General features: G+C 71.5%; 18 protein-coding genes. 1 reads left to right on the forward strand and 17 read right to left on the reverse strand.

What is annotated here, in order from left to right:
• Positions 1 to 823 precede the first annotated feature (823 nt).
• The 16 genes from AB3388_RS08435 to AB3388_RS08510 all read right to left on the reverse strand — a co-directional run bounded on the left by AB3388_RS08435 (position 824) and on the right by AB3388_RS08510 (position 17746).
• Positions 824 to 2182, reverse strand: coding sequence for a hypothetical protein (locus AB3388_RS08435; RefSeq protein WP_495410310.1), 1359 nt, complete (start codon positions 2180 to 2182; stop codon positions 824 to 826).
• 34 nt (positions 2183 to 2216) lie between these two features.
• Entirely contained in the window at positions 2217 to 3263 is a 1047-nt protein-coding gene (locus AB3388_RS08440; protein WP_495410311.1) for an FAD-dependent oxidoreductase, read from the reverse strand.
• A complete protein-coding gene (locus AB3388_RS08445; RefSeq protein ID WP_495410312.1) occupies positions 3260 to 3613 on the reverse strand; it encodes a hypothetical protein in 354 nt (117 codons plus the stop codon). Before AB3388_RS08445 ends, AB3388_RS08440 begins: the two co-directional genes overlap by 4 nt.
• A gap of 182 nt (positions 3614 to 3795) precedes the next feature.
• Positions 3796 to 4314 (reverse strand): hypothetical protein, encoded by a 519-nt coding sequence (locus tag AB3388_RS08450; RefSeq protein WP_495410313.1) that lies wholly within the window; start codon positions 4312 to 4314, stop codon positions 3796 to 3798.
• The gene (locus tag AB3388_RS08455; RefSeq protein WP_495410314.1) at positions 4315 to 4695 is read right to left on the reverse strand and encodes a hypothetical protein; all 381 of its coding nucleotides are present in this window, start codon (positions 4693 to 4695) and stop codon (positions 4315 to 4317) included.
• A complete protein-coding gene (locus AB3388_RS08460; RefSeq protein ID WP_495410315.1) occupies positions 4692 to 5996 on the reverse strand; it encodes an ATP-grasp domain-containing protein in 1305 nt (434 codons plus the stop codon). The genes AB3388_RS08455 and AB3388_RS08460 overlap by 4 nt, the downstream gene beginning before the upstream one ends.
• The gene (locus AB3388_RS08465; protein WP_495410316.1) at positions 5993 to 7804 is read right to left on the reverse strand and encodes an ABC transporter substrate-binding protein; all 1812 of its coding nucleotides are present in this window, start codon (positions 7802 to 7804) and stop codon (positions 5993 to 5995) included. Before AB3388_RS08465 ends, AB3388_RS08460 begins: the two co-directional genes overlap by 4 nt.
• The gene (locus AB3388_RS08470) at positions 7801 to 8163 is read right to left on the reverse strand and encodes an avidin-fold protein (RefSeq protein ID WP_495410317.1); all 363 of its coding nucleotides are present in this window, start codon (positions 8161 to 8163) and stop codon (positions 7801 to 7803) included. The genes AB3388_RS08465 and AB3388_RS08470 overlap by 4 nt, the downstream gene beginning before the upstream one ends.
• A gap of 127 nt (positions 8164 to 8290) precedes the next feature.
• A complete protein-coding gene (locus AB3388_RS08475; protein WP_495410318.1) occupies positions 8291 to 9535 on the reverse strand; it encodes an ATP-grasp domain-containing protein in 1245 nt (414 codons plus the stop codon).
• Positions 9532 to 11160, reverse strand: coding sequence for a class I tRNA ligase family protein (locus AB3388_RS08480; protein ID WP_495410319.1), 1629 nt, complete (start codon positions 11158 to 11160; stop codon positions 9532 to 9534). Before AB3388_RS08480 ends, AB3388_RS08475 begins: the two co-directional genes overlap by 4 nt.
• Positions 11157 to 11531, reverse strand: coding sequence for a cupin domain-containing protein (locus AB3388_RS08485; RefSeq protein WP_495410320.1), 375 nt, complete (start codon positions 11529 to 11531; stop codon positions 11157 to 11159). The genes AB3388_RS08480 and AB3388_RS08485 overlap by 4 nt, the downstream gene beginning before the upstream one ends.
• Before the next feature lie 12 nt (positions 11532 to 11543).
• A complete protein-coding gene (locus tag AB3388_RS08490) occupies positions 11544 to 12857 on the reverse strand; it encodes a lysine N(6)-hydroxylase/L-ornithine N(5)-oxygenase family protein (protein ID WP_495410321.1) in 1314 nt (437 codons plus the stop codon).
• Between the two features lie 52 nt (positions 12858 to 12909).
• On the reverse strand, positions 12910 to 13185 hold the full coding sequence (locus AB3388_RS08495) for an acyl carrier protein (RefSeq protein ID WP_495410322.1): 276 nt from the start codon (positions 13183 to 13185) through the stop codon (positions 12910 to 12912).
• Positions 13182 to 14924: an HAD-IIIC family phosphatase gene (locus tag AB3388_RS08500; RefSeq protein WP_495410323.1), complete on the reverse strand. Its 1743-nt coding sequence runs from the start codon at positions 14922 to 14924 to the stop codon at positions 13182 to 13184. The genes AB3388_RS08495 and AB3388_RS08500 overlap by 4 nt, the downstream gene beginning before the upstream one ends.
• A gap of 142 nt (positions 14925 to 15066) precedes the next feature.
• On the reverse strand, positions 15067 to 16098 hold the full coding sequence (locus tag AB3388_RS08505) for a 3-oxoacyl-[acyl-carrier-protein] synthase III C-terminal domain-containing protein (protein WP_495410324.1): 1032 nt from the start codon (positions 16096 to 16098) through the stop codon (positions 15067 to 15069).
• Positions 16099 to 17548: 1450 nt separating this feature from the next.
• Entirely contained in the window at positions 17549 to 17746 is a 198-nt protein-coding gene (locus AB3388_RS08510) for a hypothetical protein (RefSeq protein WP_495410325.1), read from the reverse strand.
• A gap of 437 nt (positions 17747 to 18183) precedes the next feature.
• Between AB3388_RS08510 and AB3388_RS08515 the strand changes: the two genes are divergently transcribed.
• On the forward strand, positions 18184 to 18549 hold the full coding sequence (locus AB3388_RS08515) for a hypothetical protein (protein ID WP_495410326.1): 366 nt from the start codon (positions 18184 to 18186) through the stop codon (positions 18547 to 18549).
• Positions 18550 to 18617: 68 nt separating this feature from the next.
• Here AB3388_RS08515 and AB3388_RS08520 read toward each other — a convergent pair whose 3' ends face one another.
• On the reverse strand, positions 18618 to 19976 hold the full coding sequence (locus AB3388_RS08520) for a S8 family peptidase (RefSeq protein ID WP_495410327.1): 1359 nt from the start codon (positions 19974 to 19976) through the stop codon (positions 18618 to 18620).
• Positions 19977 to 19993 lie beyond the last annotated feature (17 nt).

The following is a 19993-nucleotide window of genomic DNA, read 5'->3' on the forward strand; positions in this document are numbered from 1 at the left end:
ACGCGCCACCCTGCCGAGGAGTGCCGTTCCGGGCCGGAACCCGTCCCCGCGATGACCGCCGCCCTGCCGGCGCTGGGTGACTGGTTTGGCCGAGCTGGGAGTGAGCCGGGTGGTGATGGGGGCGACCAGCGACCACTGGCGGGCGCCGGCCCTCTGCTGGAGGACCGCGTGGAGACCTGGCCGGTCAACGCTCATGACGTCACGCACCTGCTCAGGCCGAAGAGCGATCGGCAGATGCTGCGTCCACGTTTCGTGCCGCCCGCCGCAGATCCGGACGCTGCGGCCCCTGACGCGCCAGCGCGTGGACCTGCCCGCCGAACGCACCGCGGGAGAGCAGCGGGTGGAGACGCTGCTCGAGGGCGTCCTGATCAAGCGTTCGGTCGTGGTCGGCGACCCGTTCGGGGTCTCCGGGCGAGCGATCATGGCGGCCTCATCGCCGGCGAGCGAGCCGCGGCGGTCCTCGCCGAGCCGGGCCCGCACGTCCGCGGACTCCAGGCCTGGGCTCACTCCGTCACCCTCAACCCCACCGCCTGACCACGGACCGGATCTTCGGATCGTGGACCGCTTCGGGACGCCCGAACCCCACTCACCGGACAGTTGGGGCGCTCCTCCGGAGAGAACCAGGCGGACCCTCGTTGGTCCACTTCTCGGGACACGAGCCTCGAGCAGGCCGTCCCCGAGCGGGCCGCCGCCTCGCGGACGTGCGTCTCCGAGCGGCCCCTCGCCGTCCTCCTGCATGGATGCCAGGTGCGACGCGACGGTGTGCCGGCACCGGGCGCCTCCTGGAGGCGCCCGGTGCCGGCACACCGTCAGAGCAGTCGGGTCAGCCCGCCACCGCGTGCATCGCGCAGCCCACCGACGAGCCGCTGCCGAGGTTGATCACCCCGACGCCGGAGTCGACGGTGTTCGCGCGGGCGAAGACGCCGCCGTAGCCGGTGGACACGGTGAACACCCCCCAGGCGACGATCCACGGCACGAGGCCGCCGTCCGGACCCGGGAACTGCTCGGGTACCGGCCGGATCCGGCGCTGCACCACGTACGGGCCGTCGATCGCCTCGGTCACCTGCCGGCGCCAGGACTCCTCGGTGGTGTCCTCGGCCCAGCCCAGCAGCACGCCGTGGCCGCCGTGCAGCAGGGTCGGCTTGAGCGCCAGGTCCTCCCGGTGGGCGAGGGCGTACTCGACGAGGTCGACCCGGCTGCCGTCCTCGAGGGTGATCGGGCCCGGCCGCACCATCCGGGTCCACGGCAGGATCCGGTCCAAGCTGGCCAGCTCCTCCGGGTCGAACAGGTGCCGGTTGCGCTCGTCGGAGAGCATCGCCAGGGCGCCCTTGCTGGCGTACACCTCCGAGTCCATCGGCGTGAACATCACGACCTCGCCGCGGGCGGCCGCGTCGAGGATCGGGTCCATCAGCGCGGGGGCCTCCGGCGACTCCAGCAGGTCCTCGATGAGGAACATCCGCGAGATGATGTCCACCGGCCGATCCCTCAACCAGACCCGCCCGTCGCGGACCTCCAGTTCGCCGATGTGGCACGGGTGCGCGTCCAGGCCGAGCTCCCGCCAGCGGGCCGTGAACTGGCGCATGTAGGGAGCCATGGTCGCGTAGCTGCTCGGCCAGTCGGTCAGCGCGACCATCGGGAACGATCCGGGCTCGAACCCGCTCTCGGCCAGCAGGGTGTGCACCTGCTCCTGCATGGTGTCGGTGTAGCCGAGGCCCTGCGCCTGCGCGAAGCCACCGAGCACCGGATGGGTCAGGTAGGCGCGAACCATGTCCGCGTTGTCCATCCCGCCGAGCGCACTGCCCATGTTGAACTCCAGCAACCGGAACCCCGTGGGGTCGGTGTACAGGTCGGCGCGGGTCTGCCGGGTGACGCATGCACCGCGGCTGCGCAGCACGGCGGAGACCTGGACGTCGTCGAGGCCGACGGCACGCGCGAACGCGGCGAGGTCGCCGCCGAACAGCCGGCCGGGCAGGCTGACCAGGGCCGAGCGGAGGTTCTCCAGGTCGGCGTGCAGCCGGGCCCGCTCGGCGGCACCGAGGAACAGCGGCCGGGAGAGGAACCGCTCGGGGGGCAGCCGCCGGATCAGGTCGGTGTGCGCGTCCGCACCGACCAGGGCGGCGGGGTCGGCCCCGCTCGCGGTGACTTCCTGGAGGAACATCGAGGTCAGGGTCGTGCGGTCCATCGGGTGTCCTTTCCGGGGAACGCGCCGTCCTGGGTCAGGCGGCGGGCGAGAGCTGGAGCAGGGAGTCGGCCGCGGCCCGGCTGGCCGCGAGGGCGGTCTTGACCGCGCCGCCGCTGCCGCCGGTGAAGCTGAACAGCGGCGTGGCCGGTGCGGCCCGCCGCAGCGCCAGGCCAGGGGCGTCGGCGTAGCAGTCGAACGAGGCGACGGTTCGGACCGGCCGGCCGGACGCGGTCCCCAGCCGGCCGCGGGCGGCTAGTGCGACCCGGTCGGCGAGGCCGGGATCCGGGACGACGGCCTGCGGGTCGACGTCCCAGTCCTGCGACGGCAGGCCGACCAACAGCGCGTCACCGCCGAAGGGCCGGCCGTAGAGGCCACTGGTCTCGTCCACGAATGCACCCAGGCCAGGCGGGCAGCCGGCGCGGACGTCGTACTGGATGCGTCTCGTGCGCAGGGCGCCGGTCTCCACGCCCGCGATGGCGAGCAGGTGCGCCGACCAGGCGCCGGCAGCGACGACCACGGCGTCGAAGCGGCGGTGCGCGCCCCCGGCGAGGCGCACGGCCGGGGCCGTGGTCACCCCCTCGACAGAGCGGTCGTGGACGGCCGCGCCGGCGTCGGCGATGCGGGCCAGGACGGCGTCGCGCAGCCGGGCCGGTGACACGTAGCCGGCATGGCGCTCGACGACGCCGACCGTGCCCGGCGGAAGGCCGCGGAACGGGCTCCGGGCGGCGAGCTGGGCGGCGGTCGCGGCGGCCGCGGACCCCGGCAGCGAGCGCTCCATCTGCTCGAGGGCACCCGTCGGGTCGTCGGCGGTCAGGTACAGCGAACCGATCTCCCGGTAGTCCGACCAGGTCCGCAACGTGGCGCTGTCCCGCAGCTCGGCGAGGCTCTCGGTGGCCAGCAGCCGGGCCTGCGGATCGGGTTCGTAGCCGCGGACCAGCCCGCCGGAGGCACCCGTGGCGTCCGCCGAGGGGGGCCGGTCGCCGAGGAACACCTCGACGGCGGCCGTCCGCGGGTTGTGCGCGGTCAGCCGCCAGGCGAGCAGCGCGCCGGCGATTCCGCCGCCGACGATCGCCACCCTCATCGACCGGCCGCCCTGACGGCGACGGCACGGCGTAGCTCGTCGGCTGCGTCCGTCAACGTGCGGCGGCTCAGGGGGACCGGGCGGTCGTCGCGGGCCAGCAGCTCGGGCATGAAGAGGGCCTTTCCGGGACCGGATCGGGGCAGGGGAGGATCGGGCGGCCGGAAACAAGGACGGCAGCCGCGGGGCTGGCGGTCGGCGATCCCCTGGGCGCGGAGCCGGACGGCCGCGACCGACTTCGGGAGGCACATCGACCAGGCGTCGATGATCAGTTCACGCATCTCGGCCGGCTCCAGCCGGGCCAGCCACGTGCGCACCCAGGTGTAGCGGAGGTGGTCGGACGGGACGGGCATGCGGAACTTCTCGTGTCCCGGCGACGAGCGCGGCCCGTTCCTCCTCGGGGAAGGCGAACCTCATGGAGGTCTCGTCGGGGGAGTGCCGCCTCGTGGGTGCGCGGCAGGCTCAGGGCGACGCGGCGAACGTCGTGCCCGGAGACCATCGAGGGCAGCCTTCCGCTGGGTCGTCCAGGGGGTGCTCAGGCGGTACCGGAGAACCGGTCCCCGAGATAGGCGATCTTGTCCCGCCGCCGCCGGCCAGAGCGCAGGTACCGGATCCACGCCTCGCGTTCGTGGACCACCGCCCGGAGCTCCCAGACGCAGAGGACCGCACGGTGGCTGCCCTGCGGGAGGAGCACGAACCCCTCGCTCTCGCGAATGTCCCGGGCGTAGACGGTCTCCCACATCTCGTTGTCGTTGCGCCAGGTGCAGACGATGAGGAAGTAGAACGAGTCCCCGCACAGGTGCAGGATCGTGAAGCCGAGCTGGCCGGCGATCGGGAGCCGCCCGGCGGAGACCTCCGCGGTGAGGAAGGTGCGCGCCTGCGCGCGGACGTCCTCGTCGACCTGCCTCTGCGGCCGGTGCACGTCGTACCACTTGAGGTGCGACCGGGGCAACGGGAGGTCGTCGGCGGGCCGGATCATCTTGTCGACGTGGCGGTAGTCGTCGGCGACGTCGCCGACGTGGTCCAAGTGCGCGAGGACCGTCGGGGCGGTCATCTAGGCACCCGCCCCGGTGGCGGGGTCGGTGGTCTCCCGCGCGGCGGCGAACTCTGCGACCAGCGTGGGCGTCGCGGGCATCACCGCGATCCGGTAGTCCTCGATCATCCCCATGACGGGGGCGTCGAAGTCCCGTTCCCAGGTATCGGTGGCATAGAGCGCGTTCGCCTGCTGCTTGCGCTGCTCCTCCGAGGAGAACGCCCGGAGCAGGTAGTAGAGGTCGTCGTTGTTGGTGGCCGGGCCGTAGGCGAGGACGTCGATGCCCAGGCTGCGCATCAGCGGGATCGTCCCCTCGACGCTGATCCGGTGGAACTCCTCGCGGGTGCCGGGCCGGACCCGGAACAGCCGCATCTCGAGCAGGGGCGGGGAGGTGTCGGTCATCGGGCGTCCTCTCGGGACGGGGAGGGAGCGGGGATCGTCGTGCCGGCGAGCACGAGGGCGGGGGGAGGGGCCACCTCCACGCGGAGCGCGGCCTGGGCGGCGTCGAGGGCGCGCCGGCACTCCCCGACGCTGTCGCCGACGACGGTGGCGTAGGCGATGCGCCCCCACACCGTTCCCCTCGGCGGCGGCGAGACGACCGATCCCGGCACGGCGACCGCGACCGCGCGGTCGGTCGCCGGTGGCAGGGCACCGGCGTCGAAGGACACGTCGCCCAGCGGAGTGTCGTCGTCGTCCACGTAGAAGAACCGGATGCCGGCGACACGACGGCGGGTGGGCGTCAGGTCCGGCTCCTGAGCGCAGGCGACGGTCGCGGCGACCAGGCCGGGGTCGAGGCCGGTGGTGAGCGCACCCAGGTAGGGGATGAGGTCACCGCCGAGGCGGCCGTTCACCTCGATCAGCCGCGGGCCGGCGTCGGTGAGCATGAACTCCGTGTGCGTCCAGCCGTCACGGAACCCGAGCGCGGTGTGGGTGGCCTGCAGCGCCTCCCGCAGGGTCGGGTCGGCGAGCAGCGGATCGGCGGCGTCCACGAAGTGCCCGACCTCCTCGGCGTAAGGCGGGTAGCCGACCACCTTCCGGGCCACGAACAGCGGGGTCACGACGCCGGCGCGGACCACCGCATCGATGCTGATCTCCTCGCCGACCACGCACTCCTCGACCAGGACGGGGTGCTCGGAGCTGTACACGACCGGATCCGGTGCGGTCGTGTCCCGGGTGAACGGGAACATCACGCGCAGCTCGGCCGGGTCGCCCACCCGGACCACACCCAGGCTCGCGCCGAGTCCGCGGGGTTTGAGCACCGCCGGGTAGCCCACGGCCGCGGCGGCGTCGAGGGCCTCCTCGACGGTGCGCACGGGCACCGACCGTGGTTGGGGGACACCGGCCGCCCGCAGCGCGGCCCGGGTCTGCGCCTTGTCCCGCAGCCGCCAGATCACGGCGGGGTCGCCGTTCGGCAGGCCGAGCGCTCCGGCGACGTACGCGGTCGCGTGGATGCGGCCCTCGTCCCAGCACAGCACCCCGCTGACCGGGGTGTCCCGGTGCACCGCCGTCGCGACGGCCGCCATCGCCGGCCCATCGACAGTGCTGGGCACGACCGTCCAGCCGGCCAGGTACGGCCGTTCCCACGACGGCTCGGCGGTGTGCAGGAGATGGACGTCGAAGTGCGTGCTGATCGAGCGCAGCAAGTACTCGCGGTAGGTCCGCATGCCGCTCGCGACGAGCATCAGCACCGGGCGGCCGCTCACGACGCGTCCTCGAGGTAGTGCCAGTTCTCCGGGTTGATCATCCCGAAGGGGTTCACCGGCTCGAAGCCGTGCAGCTCCTCGGCCACCTCGAACAGCCGGATGGGGAAGTTGGGCGTGAAGATCACCGGCACCTGCTCGGCGATGTGGTCCTGGTACTCGTGCAGCGCCCGCGTGTCCTCGCTGGTCACCGTGCGGGCGATCAGCTCGTCGGTGCGGGGATCGCTGTAGTGCCCGAAGTTCCCGCCCGCGTCGGTCTTGAAGAGGATCTCCCCGGTGGGGTGGTGGTAGACCCAGCCGCCGTTCCAGCAGCACATCTCCCACAGGCATGGCGAATCCGGGCCGGGGACGCAGGGCGCATCCTCGGCAACCAGGACCGAACCGTAGACCTCCTGCAGCCGCAGCTCGATGCCCGCGGCGGCGGCGTCCGCCCGGTACTTCTCCATCAGCCGGGTCAGCGCGGGGCGGCCCTCGACGTAGCGGAGCAGGATCGACAGCTTCGCCCCGGCAGGGATGCCCGCGCCCGCCTGCCCCGGGCCGGTGCCGGGACGCACGCACACGGCCGGTGTCGTGCTGGGGTCCCAGCCGTTGTCCTCCAGCAGCCGCCTGGCCCGAACGACGTCGAACGGCAGCGGCCAGGCGCCCTCGCGCTGGCGGGGTGACACCAGATCGGTCCGGGGGATCATCGGCACGGGGCCGTTCTGCCGGTAGGCGTAGCCCTGGTAGATGTCACGCACCGCGGAGTCCTGGTCGAGCGTGCTCTGCAGGGCCTGCCGCAGGTAGGGCTGGGCGAACAGCTTCCCCGTGACGGTCGGGTTGTTGAAGTTCAGCGAGATGTACCGGATGCAGTACGCCACCTGGGGCACCAGCCGGTAGCGCCCGGCCAGCGGGTTGACCCCGCCGACCGTGGGATCCACGGTGGGCTCGGGAGCGAAGCTCAGCGGCAGGTAGCCGACCTGGACCGCATCCCGGCCGTCCGGCCCCGCCTCGAGCAACCGGTACTGCTCCTCGTCGGTGAACGTGGGCACCTGCCGGAACTCGTCGAGGTACGGCCTCGCTGGGCCGGAGTAGCACTCGTTCGGCACGAACGTGACGACGCCGTCGACCGTGTAGCTCTTCAGCCGCCACGGCCCGCTGACCGTGCTCCAGATCGGGCTGTCGGCCCACCGGGTCCGGTGCTCGTTGCCCTCGTCGCAGATGTCGCCCTGCTCGGCCATCAGGTACTCGTAGACCGCCTCGACGTCGGCGATGTCGCCGGAGGCGTTCGCCGGTCCGGCGGCGGTCCGGTCCCAGGCCTTCGGCAGCGGCGTGATGGTGCTGAGCTGGTTCATCAGCACCCAGCGCTTCGAGTACACACGGTCGAAGGTGAAGAAGACGGTGTCCTCGGCGGTCTTGCCGTACGCCGTCAGGTTGTCGGGGAAGTAGCCCGGTACGTACTCCCCGTAGCGGGCGCCCTTGACCTTCATCAGGTTGACCCAGAAGAGGACGTTGTCGGCGCACAGCGTCTCGCCGTTCGACCACCGCCAGGGCTTGACCCGGACGGTCACGGTCAGCCCGTCCTCGCTCCACACCGGCGCCTCGCCGATGCTGTTCACGAGGTCGACCTCCGGCGTGCCGTCGCTGCCGAAGAAGTACAGCGGCCGGTACATCAGGGCCTGGAACTCCAGGACGTTGCGCGTTCCCATGCGTTCAGCCGGGGTGAACGGGAAGATCACGGCGGGCGGGAAGCCGGGGGCGCAGGCCCAGGTGACGACGCCGCCGTGGCGGGGCCGACGGGACGTGTGCTGTCTGATCGCGGTCGGCGCGGTCACCGCAACCTCCTCGGAGTGATCGGGGTCGAAGGGATCTCCTCGATGCAGGACGTCCCGATGCCGGCGCGGGAGCCGTAGCGCTCCCACGTCTCGTGCAGGCGGATCCGGCCGTCGGCGAGGATCTCGGGGATGCTGCGGCAGCGGCCGGAGACGACCTCCCCCGTGTCGAGGACCATGGAGTAGCCGAACTCGAGCCGGCCGTCGGGCGCCGCTGTGCCGGTCAGGGCGCCGCGGCGCGCGCAGCCGCCGGTGAACTCGCCCCACACCAGATCCCCGGACTGGCGGTAGGCCGCGACCCGGCCCTCCTCGCCGGCCGGGCCCCCGACGGGGCGGAACCGCTTCTCGTCGTAGTCGATCACCGGCGCAGCTCCTCCGTGTCGCTATCGGTGTGGGTGGGGCCGGGGCCGCGCCGGGCGGGATCGCCACCCGGCGCGGCCTCCGGGACTGCTGGTGGCCGCCCTGTCGGTCGGGTCAGCAGGTCCGGGGTCACCGCGCGAACGTCACGGTGATGCGGTCGGCCAGATGGTTCATGGTCGCCAGCGCGTCGGCCTGCGACCTCCCGGTCGTGCCGAGGAAGCCGAGGATGGTGTTGCCGTCCGGCGGGCGTCTGATCACGTCGCCGGGTCGCGCGGTGATCTTGAGCAGGAAGGTCCGGTCGGACTCGCTCACCTCGGCCGGCACCTCCACGTGCTCGACCTGGCCCGCCTCGCAGATGAGGCACATCGCGGTGACGTGCGTGCCCGTCGGCCGGTAGTGCCCGACGTCGGGCCGGCGGCCCAGGCCCACGTCGACGACGGCCTTGATCGGGTCGTGCCCGGCGGTGAGCCGGGCGATCTGGTCCAGGCCGCCGCCACCCACGCGGGCGGCGATCTCGAGCAGGTGCGGCTCGCCCTCGTGGAACCGGACCTCGGCGTGCATCACACTGCGCCGCAGACCCTGGCCGTGCGCGGCGGCCTTCACGACCGCATGCACCTTGGCGAGGTCGTCGGGGCCGAGCGACGTGGGCGCGCTGTGGACGTCGTCGTCGAAGGTGCCGCCCTCGACGGTGATCCGGTCCACCACGGAGCCGAGGTACACCTCGTCGTCCCAGGCCACCGCCTCGATCAGGTGCTCGCGGCCGTCGAGGAACGACTCGACCAGCAGCCCCTGCGGACCGAGATCGACGCCGTCGGGCTCGGAGACCGCCCAGAACATCTGCCGGATCCCCGTGCTCGCCTGCTCGAAGCGCTCGGCCAACTGCGCGGCGTCGTCGACCTTGAACACGAAGTTGCTGCCGGCACCCATCGTGGGTTTGAGGATCACCGGGTAGCCGAACTCCTCGGCCGCTGCCAGCGCCTCGGCCGGCGTCGCCACGAAGCGGTACCGCGGGTTGGGCGCCCCGGCCCGCTCGTACGCCTGGCGCATCAGGTACTTGTTGCGGCTGCGGCGGGCCGCCTCCACCCCGATGCCGGGCAGTCCGAGCGCCTCGGCGACGGCGGCGACCGTGATCACCGACGACTCGGAGAAGGTGATGACGCCGTCGAACCGCTCGTGCTCGTGCCATGCCCGGGCCCGGGCGACGATCTGGTCGATGTGGGTGGAGCCGACCGGCCGGTAGCGGTCGGCGGGCCAGAAGTCCGGGGTGCCCTCGCCGTTGAGCACGTACAGGTCCACGCCGAGGGCCTCGACCTGCTGGTAGCGGGAGACGTAGTAGGACAGGTACTGCCGCGTCTCGATGGCCAGGAGTTTCACGCCGCACCTCGCGCGGGGACGTCGAACGCGGGACGCCGGTCCGACCGGTCGGGCACGGCCGGCGGCAGCAGGGGCAGCCGGAAGGCCGCGACGGCGTCCGCCGGCTCCCCACCGAGGCGGAGGTCGACGTCTTCGGCCCTGGCCTGCGCGGCCGCGTCGATCAGGATGGGTGCGGCACCGGCCAGCAGGGTGCGGACCTCGAGCAGGAGGTCGCCCACCGAGTCGCGGGCGTCGAAGGACTGCACCGCCTCCGCCGTCCGGCGCAGCCGGCCGAGGTTGCTGAGCACCGTCTCGGCGGCCCGTGCCGGGCTGAAGTCGGCCAGCTCGTAGCAGAGCCGGAACCGCGAGTGCAGCACCGCCGCACGCGCCCGCCCGGCCGGGGTGACGGGCAGCGGCCGCGACGTGTCGACGCCGCCCAGGGCCCGCGACACCGCGTCGGCGAGCTCGTTCCACGGCCCGACGAGCCGCCGGCCGATCACGTCGGTCAGCGCGCCGCGGTCGAAGTTGGTCCGCTGGTACTCGGGGCCGGTCAGGGCCAGGTGGAAGCGGACCAGGTCCCGCGGCACCTCGGCCACCAGGTCGGCGCTCCACACGAGGTGGTTGCGGCTGGTGGAGAACTTCTCGCCGGCGAGGTCGTAGAACTCGTTGCACACGTTCGCCTCGGGGGTGATGTACCGGTCCCCGTGGGCCATCAGGAACACCAGGTCCATCAGGCCCCAGTGGTAGACGTTGTCGAACCCGTGGAAGTAGACGAGCTCGGCGTCCTCCTCGCGGCGCCACAGCCGGTCGGTGTCGACCTCCGGCCGGCCGGTGGCCCGCCAGGTGCTGTACATCGACGCGGGCATCGCCTCAACCCACGGGTAGAGCACCTGCCCCGGCGTCTCCGGGAACGGCGCGGGGATGCCCCAGCTGCCCGGAACGGTCACCGGCACGTCCGGCAGCGGCCGCGCCAGCAGCTCGCGGACCAGCTGCCGGGCGTGGGGCCGCCAGCGATCGGCGTGCGCCGCGAAGTAGGCGGTGAGCCGCTCGCGGTACTCCTCGAGGGGGAACACCAGGATCTGGTGCTCCCGGTGGATCACCGGATCGTCCGGATCCAGGGTGGACGTCGGCTCGAGCAGCTCGTCGTAGTTGTTGGGATGCCCGCAGTTCTCGCAGCCCCCACCGCTGCTCGACGCCAGGCAGGTCGGGCATACCCCGCTGACCAGGCCGTCGTAGAGCCAGGTGCCCGACCGCTGGGCGTAGGGCAGCCGCACGGTCCGCAGCCGGAACCGGCCCGCCGCGTGCAGCGAGCAGAGGAAGTCCAGGACGGTCGTGCGGTACCCGTCGTCGATCGGAGGCAGCGGCGCCATGGAGATGCCGGTCAGGTCCAGCGTGCGCTGGATGGCCGCCGTCGAGCGGCGGACCAGCTCCTGCGGCGACGTCCCCTGCCGGTGAGCGGTCGTCACCACGTAGCTCTGGCTGTCGTCGGTGCAGGTGGTGTAGACCACCTCGCGGCCGGTGGCCCGCAGGTAGCGCGCGTAGACGTCGCTGGAGAGATAGGGCCCCGCCAGGTGACCCACGTGCAGGTCACCGTTCGAGGTCGGTGTCGCGGCGATCACGATCGCCGTGCGTCCGGTGGTGCTCATGCCGTTGCCTCCCGATGCCTTGCCGTGAACCGTTCCGTCATCTCCGGGTCCCACCAGACGGCGTACATCTCGAACTGCTCGTCGCCGTCGTTGACCACCTGGTGCCGTTCGTGCGGGGAGAAGTGGACGACGTCGCCCGCGACGAACGGCACGCGCGCGGTGTCGGTGACGATCTCCGCGGCGCCGCTCATCGCCACCCAGATCTCGTACTCGGCGTGGCCGTGCGCGCCCGATGCGGCGCCGGGCGGGACCACGCACCAGGAACCCTCGAACGGCGCGTTGAGCGCCGGCCAGGGGAGCAGGCGCTGCGCCACCAGCCCGTTGTCCTCGGTGAGGCCGTCCCGGTCGAGACGGCGGATGGTCATGCTCATCGTTCGGTCCTCTCAGCCCGCGAGCGGGAGGGGGGTGGGCAGCCGCCGCGGATCGCGGCGGCCGAGCAGGTCGGTGACGATCTCGCCGGAACGGGCGGCGAGCACGCTCAGCAGCGAGTCGGCGATGCCGTGCGTCGCCTCGTTGACGCCCTGCAGGTAGCAGCCGGCGGTCGCGCTGCCGGGAATCTCCATCCGGTAGGCGCGGTCCACCGTGGCCTCACCGAGGCCGACGGACCGGGCGAGGTCCTGGATCAGCCGCGGCATCCGGGGGGCGAAGCCGGTGCCGAGCAGCACCGTGTCGCACCGCAGCGTGCTCTGCTGCCCGGTCTTGCGGTCGGCGAGGGTCAGGACGACCTCGCCCTCGTCCGCGCCGTCCGCCGGACCGGCCGGCCGGGCACCGACGATCTCGGTCATGGTGACCATCCGGAGCCGCTCGGTGCTGGTGAGGCGCTCCAGGTACATCTGGTGGTACAGCGTCTCGAGCATCGCCGGGGACAGCCCCGCGTAGTTGGTGCGGTGCATCTCCCGCAGCAGCTGGGCGCGCGCCTCCGGCGGGGAGGCGTGGAACTCGTCGACGAACGACGGGTAGAAGAGCTCGTTGGTGAACTTGCTGCTCTCGTAGCCGTTGAGGCCGATGGACCGCATCACCATCGTGCACTGAGCGTTCCGGAAGCCCTGGTGGGTCGCCCACAGCATCTCCGCCGCGCTCTGCGCCCCGCCGACCACGACGAACCGGTGCGGCCCCTCGGGGTCCAGGTCGGCCACCCGCGCCTCGAACTGGGTGCTGTGGATGACCTTGTGCGGCGGCAGATCGGCGAACTCCGCGGGGACGTGCGGATCCCGACCGGCACCGATGACCAGGTCCCGGGCCCCGATGGTGCCGCCGTCGGCCGTCCTCACGAGCCAGCCGGTGACCGCTCCGTCCGGGGCGTGCCGGGGCCGGATCGCGACGCACTCCCGGCCGTAGTCGATCTCCACCCGCCGCAGGGATGCGGCGACCCATTGCAGGTAGTCGGAGATCTCCCTCCGGTATGGCGTGAAGCTGCCCAGATTGATGAACTGGTCCAGCCGCCCGACCGAGTGCAGGTAGTTGACGAAGGAGAACTCGCTGCGGGGGTTGCGCAGCGTGACCAGGTCCTTGAGGAAGGACACCTGACTGCGGGTCCAGGGCTGCAGCATGCCGCGCTGCCAGACCACGTTCTCGTGCTTCTCGATGATCAGCGAGTGGGCGGCCACCTCGGGAGCGAGCTCCTCGAGCGCGACGGCGAGGGCGAGATTCGCCGGTCCAGCCCCGATCGCGAGGAGCTCGACGTCCTGGTGCTGCACGGAAACCTCCATGGTCGGTCGCACGGATGCGTGCGTCTGCTTGCTGCGGGTGCTAGCGCCGGACATGCGCCGACGGGTTCTCGCGCGTCGTCCGGATCAGCTCGACGAGGTCGCCGATCGCCCGCGCCCCGCGGTAGTCGCGCAGGTCCAGCGCCACGTCGAGCCGTTGCTCGAGCTGCACCAGGGCCTCGAGGGAGGCCAGGCTGTCCCAGTCGTACGTGCCGAGCAGGGGTTCGGCGCGCAGGGCGTCCACCGGCTCGGCCAGCACCGCGCTGAGGACGGCGACCACGATGTCCTCGACGGTCGCCTCCGGGGTCGTTGCGTTCATTCGTCGCCGTCTCGCAATCTGATCCAGGGCGGGCAGGTGTCGGGTCGGCAGGACAGGTCCATCGCGCACCAGCCGTCCTCGCCGGACGGCAGGAAGCCGGCCTGTTCCAAGACGCAGGCGGCGGCGGCGTTGCGGCCGGTGGGCACGAAGCGGGCGGCCAGCCGGTGCGCGCCTGCGGCGGCAGCCCGGCGGGCGATCCACTCGACCATCGCCAGCTCGACGCCTCGGCCCAGCACCCGGCAGCTGAGGACGATGTTGTCGATGCGCCAGACCTGCGGCGTGACGCCGGCCCAGAGGGCACCGACGATGCCCTCGTCACCGAAGCGGTCGGTCACGGCGAACGCCGCGACCAGGGAACCGGCGCCCGCTCCCCTCGCGGCGGTCGTCGCCTCGTCGAAGCGGATGCCGGTGAGGTTGAACTGGTTGGTCCGCGCCGCCAGCTGGGCGACGCGCGGCACGGTGTAGCCGGTGACCGGCGTGCCCGACACCTCGAGGGACAGCGCCTGCAGGTAGTCCTCGGTGGTGGCGAAGGAGGCCGAGTGCTCGATCCGGCGCGACCGGGCCCGGTAGAGCTCCGGCCGGTCGCGGTCGGTGTCGGTCAGGTCCAGGACGTCGAACCACCCGTGCCGCAGCAGCCTCCGGGTCAGGTGCGCCGGATCGCCGTCCGCCGGGACCACGGCGACCTCGGGCAGCTGGGTCCGGACGGCGCCGCACTCGAACGGTGAGTCGTCCAGGAAGACGAACGACCCCGTCGACAGGGACAGTGTGTCGGCCATCCGGCGCAGGTTGTCCGGTTTGGGGGACCAGTTCACCGCCCGCACGGAGAAGGCCTCCGGGCGCAGCACCATCTCCGGGTGCTCGGTCAGCGTGCGCTCCACCAGGTCCGCGTCGTTCTTGCTGGCCAGCGCCAGGACGACGCCCTGCTCCCGCAGACGTGCCGCGGTCCGTTGCAGCTCGGTGTAGCAGTTGCCCGGGTAGAGGCCGCCGAGCTGCACAGCCCCGGCGCCGAGCTCGCCGACGCCCCCGCCCCACAGGGTGTTGTCGAGGTCCAGCGCGAGGACCCGGCGGGAGAGCCCGAGCCGGGCCTGGACGACCCGGCGGACCTGCTGCGCGAGGAGCTCCAGCACCGGCTCCGAATACGGCATGTCCGCGTACCGGTGCAGCCGGTCGTCCCGCGCGGGGGCGGGCACGTCGGCCAGGAGACCGACGAGGTCGATAGCGACCACCTGCGGCCGTGCCACGGCCAGCTCGAGGATCGCGGCGTTCAGCCGGTGCCAGGCCGCGGTCACCGCGGCGCGGGCCCGCCAGCTGATCAGACCGTCGCGGACGTCGGCCGGCAGCGGCACGGTGTGCAGCACCATCGTCGCGGTGCTGCGCTGCACGGCGCCCAGGACGAGGTCGCGGAGGTGGGCCGCGCGGGCCTCGAGGACGTCGACCAACGCCGGCACGTCGGCCGCGCTCCAGCCGGTGGGCAGGAAGAACGCGTCGGCCAGCAGGCAGGCGACCACGTCCGGGTCGTCGTCGCGCGCGACGGTGCTCGTGGCCAGGGACATCTCGAAGGACCCGTACCGGCCTACGGCGATCGACGGGAGGGTCCCCGCGCCGATCAGGGCTGTGCGCAGCAGGTGCTCGAACGCGCCCACGGTGAACGTCGAGAGGACCGAGACCCGTACCGGTCGCAGGTCATCGGAGTCCGCCGGCTCCAGCCGGGTCAGGATCCGGCCGGCCCTGCGCCGCACGCCGAGGTCGTCCGAGTGCTCCAGCGCCTGCCGGGTCGCAGGGTCGGGCGCCCGTCGGGCAGCGACCGCCGCTCGCAGAGCCGTGAGGAGGGCTTCGTCGTCCGAGGCGTGGTGGCCCCGGACGTCGCACATCGCCATCGGCTCAGACCTCGACCAGCGTGCAGTACCAGCGCATGCCGATGCCGATGCCGCACAGCGCCACCAGGTCGCCCGGCGCGAGCTCGCCCCGTTCCACGTGCTGGGCGAGCGAGACGAGCTGGTCGGCGGCGCCCATGTGGCCGTGTGCCGCGGCGAGCTCGGCGTTCGTGCGGTAGATCGGCAGGTCGAGCAGCGTGGCGATGTCCTGCACCGAGTCGGGGCTGTCGTTGATGTAGAACACCCGGGCCAGGTCCCGGGTGCGCACACTGGCCCGCCGACACGCCCCGTCGACGACCTTGACCACCCGGGTGTTGAGCAGGTCGACGAACTGTCGCAGCCGGCGCGGATCCCGCTGGAAGTGCTGCTGGATGCGCTGCAGCCCGCTGACGGCCGTGGCACTCGACCATCCCTCCGGCGGCACAGGTGCGACTGCGGCGCCGTAGTCGCCGCGGAAGAAGTCGCAGTACTCGGGATCGGTGAATTGCTCGGTCGCGAGCCATCGGTTGCGGAGATGCCCCCGCGCGAGCACCGCGGCGACGGCGCCATCGCTCTGGATGGAGCTGTTCACCGTCATCCGGTTGCGGTGGTGCTCGCTGACCCGGTTGACCACGGCGAACAGCACCGTGTCGATCTCCGGCTGCACGGCCATCAGGCCGGCGACCGTCCCGAGGCCGGTGACGCCGGAGGCGCAGCCCTCGTTCAGCAACAGCGTCTGCCGGCCGGAGATCCCGAGCTCGCGGGCCAGGGCCGCCGAGGAGTCCCAGTAGTGGTAGTCGGGCATCTCCGAGTTGACCAGCACGACGAGGTCGACGTCGTCGGGATCGGTCGCGGTGCTGTCGAGCGCGCGCCGGGCGGCCTGCGCCGCCATGGCGGTCGACGTCGTGCCGGGCGGTGCCCGGTGGAAGGTGTGGTAGCCCCACCGGGCGATGCGCTCGGGGTCCTTCACGTACGTCCCGGCGACCTCGTTGACGTCCTGGTCCTCGCCGAGGCACAGACCGAACCCCGCGATGCCGAACTCGATCGGCGGACGGCCCATCGCCCGTGCCGGCCCGGAGCCAGGATCATGTCGAAGGCGCGCAGATTCGTGCGAGGTGATGGACAACCGAGAACCTTTCCCGTGCCGGATGAGTGGGGGAGGTGCGCCGGCGCCCCGATGCGCGTCCGCTGCCTGCGGCTGCGCTGGCTGCTCACCGGATCTCCCGCTGTGCACAGGTACCGATGTCGGCGACGACCGTCTGATACGCGCTGCCGGTCCGGTGTGCAGTAGCCCGCGTCGTGGTGCTGCAGGGCACGTGGATCCGTGCATCGCCGTCAGGGGTCTGCGCCGACTTCTGGGGGAGCAGGATGCCGAGGCATCGGAGACCCCTGACGCTCGTCGGCGAGGCATGTCGAGGTCGGGCGGACGTCGAGCACGCGCGGCAGCGGGTGTGCTCTCCATGGTTGGTCATCACACAGCGGTCGACGTCGGCCGCGGTCCATTCCGTAGCCCGCGCTCGCCGATGCCCCGGAGCGGCTGGCCAGACGTAGCCGGCCGGGTCCAGCTGCGCCCGGTCTGGAGCACGGTCATCAATCCGTCGGCGCCGCTGACGGCGGTAGCGGCAGGTCCGCCGGCGGCAGCAGCCGAGTGACCCACTCCCCGGCGGGCAGGAGCTCCTCGGTCACCCATCACTGCCTCGGCAGGCCTGGTCGGCATTCGCCGAGGAGGGTTCGGCGCCGACGCCGGGGTGTCCGCGTCCCGTGCCCCTGATGTCGTATCCGGCTTTGTCCCCGGGCATCGACGGTATCCCTCACGCCGAATCATCGACATCGCACCAGATCGGCCATGGATCGTGCCTGAGTCTGCGCGAATTCACGAGCCTGCTGTCGCGGAGTGGCCCAACAGCGATGGCGCCCTCTCCAGCCGGCCTCGCCGAGAACATCACGTCTTCGGGGAATGCATCCGGGGCGCGCTGATGGCTGTCCGTGAGGATCGATTGGCATATCCGACGGGAAGTCTCGTGCACGTGCGTCCACCCTCGACCGGAACGGAGTAAGGATCCGTCTCCCGGACCATGTGAACGTAAAGAACCCCGTCTGCAGGATCGTAGGTGTTCACCGATCTCTCCCCGGTGCCGTGACGGTGACGCTTCTGCGGTGACACGAAGTCATCGCCGGATAGCCGGCTCGCCGGGGGTGGCGGTGCCGAATGGGTGGCACCCCCTCCGACAAGGGCGTTGGCCGGCGGACCTGCTTGTCAGACGCATGTTGACCAGTCTTGATACCGCCGCTGGTTCGACTCCTACCGTCATGAAGTTCGCCGTCCCGGCAATCCGCTCTTGCATCCGGCGTTCCTTCTCCTGCACAGCGGGATCGTCAGCGTGGACGGCGAATGCGCGCGGCGGCGACCCACTCCATTTGTGCTGGAACGGAATTGGCTGGGCCTTTCCGACGGCGGTGGCCATCGGTGAGCTCTCGGACCGGGTTTCGGCCCCATCGTCCGCCAACTGTCACAGGGGTGCGGCGAGGACCATCTCGATGTACACGTCCAGGATCTGGTCGATCTGGGCCTGGCGCTCCCGGACCGCCGACCGGTTGTCAGGTGTGTCCTTCTGTCGGTGGCGCAGGCGGGCCTGGACGAGTTCCTGGCGGGCTCTGCCGAAGTCGGACACGAGTTCCTCACGCAGGTCATCGGCGATGACGGTCATGACTGCTCCCGATCCCGGTCAGGCCGCACAGCGGCGAGGTCCGGCGGCCGGCCGGCTCGGCGGTTCTCCAGGTTGGGCACCGGCGGTTTTCGGTCGGCGCTCGGATCTGCCTGACCGATCGCGCCGGAGGCGTCCTGATACAACGTGCGGCTCCGGCCGATCACCGTCGTGCACGGGGGTGCCGCCCGTTGCCGAGATGGTCGTATTAGTGGGCCGATTGCGGCATCCGTCTGGATGAGGCGCGATCGGCGGGGAACGGGGGGAGGACCGAGCAGTCCCTGGCGATCCGATGTCGAGCGGTGCACGATGCAGCGCAGACCTCGATCCGAGGCGAAGGGAGGTCACCTCCGGTGACATCGCAGGGTGGGGATGAGGACGACTTCCTGTTGGAGCAACTGCGCACGGCCGTCCGGCGAGCAGGGCAGCCGACTGCCACGATGATCGCCGCGGGCCAGGCCGCCTTCTCCTGGCGGACGGTGGATGCGGAGCTCGCCGCGCTCACCTACGACTCGCTCTCGGACGAGTCGGCGCTGGTCCGCGGCAGAGCCGCCGCGCCGCGCTCCCTCGTTTTCGAGGTCGGCGAGCTCACCCTGGAGCTCGATGAGACCGACGACGGCCTGGTCGGTCAGCTCATCCCGCCCGCTACTGGCGAGGCGGCGCTCCTGGGGCCAGACGGGGAAATCACACACTCGGACATCGACGAGCTGGGCTGTTTCTGCTTCGACTTCCCGGCCGTCGGTCTGGTCCGGCTGCGCTGCCGAACTTCCTCAGGTCTGCTCATGACGGACTGGATCCGCCTCTGACGGTGAATGGCGCGACCGAGCCGATCGTCACCTTCTTCTCCTCTGCGAGCGCATCCAGGGCAGGCAGCTCACACGAGCCACAGGAACGGGGGACGCACTCCGGGCTGCTCCCTCTCGAGTTCGTCGACGATCCTCTGCCAAGCCTGCCGTGCGGACCGCTCGCGCGGCACGGTCCTGGCCGCGATCTCCCCGCTGACCAGGGCTGCCGAGAACGAGGTGCCGCTGCCCTTGGCATACCCCTTGAACGTCTCCGAATTGTGCTGCCCCGGCGCGCTCGCCACGCTCACTTGCCCCTCGAGGTAGGTGCTGGAGACGTCCACACCGTTCGAGAGCACGTCGATCCATAGGACATTGTCCGGAGTGAAGGGCGCTTCCTGTCGCATGTTGTCGCCTGCACCGACCGCGATGACGTCGTCCAGTGCGGCCGGCCACGACGGCTTACGCCGGTCGCCGGCCGTGATGGCGGGATGTTCCGCGTCCCCGGGCTTCTCCTGGAGGTCGCCGTGGTTCCCGGCGGCGGCCACCACCACGATTTCCGGGTCGAGGCGGTCGATCGCTGTGGCGAGAACGAGAGGCGGCTGCCCGTCCTCGGTGTAGCAGCCGAGCGACAGGTTGAGCACGTCGAGTCCGGTGCGTCCCAGGTCGACGATCTTCTTCGCCACGTCCCACGACGTGGCCGCGCCGTCCTCATCCGACAGGCCCTTGCGAAACTCGATCACGCAGCCGGGTGCCCTCTGCATGACCAGTCCGGCCACGAAGGTGCCGTGTCCGGCGTCGGCCGGGTATTCGAGCCCTGGCGCCAGGAAGTCCTCGTCCGGGCCGATCAGACCACCGACGAGCCACGGATGGCGAGAGATGGAGGTGTCCAGTACCCCGACCCGTACGCCGCGCCCGGGCTCCGTCGGGCGGACTTCGTGCTCTGGTCGCCATGCGGATGGCTTCGGGGGCCTGACTTCTTGATGCGAGATGTGTCCGTTGCCGTCCTCCACGTCCCCGACCAGCCGGTTCTTGCCCAGCGTCGGAATCCATCCCTCATATTTGGCGGCAAAGTACGTGCGCAGTGCCCACAGGAGTCGATCCATTCCAGGTTTCAGCGACCCCTGCTGCACATCGATGGCCGCATCCACGGTCTTGACCGCGACTGTCGCCTTGTCCAGGAGGACGGCCGCCACCGCTGCGTCCTCGCCGGCTTCACGCTTGAGCCCCGCCACCGCGCTGGCACCTGCCTCGACGTCGTCGACGAGCGGAATGAGAGCCAGACCGAGATTGTGGCTCTCGAAAAGGTGCTTGTTGTCATTGGTCGGGGGCTCGAAGCCGACGTTCCACTCTTTCAAGACCCGCAAAACTTCTGGGCGGTGCTCCAGGACGACGACGAGTTCCGAGCTGTACCAAGCGTTTCGTTCGCTCTGACGCCGTGTCGTGGCCATGATTCCCCCTACCGATG

The organism is Geodermatophilus sp. SMS 5-13 (assembly GCF_059428245.1).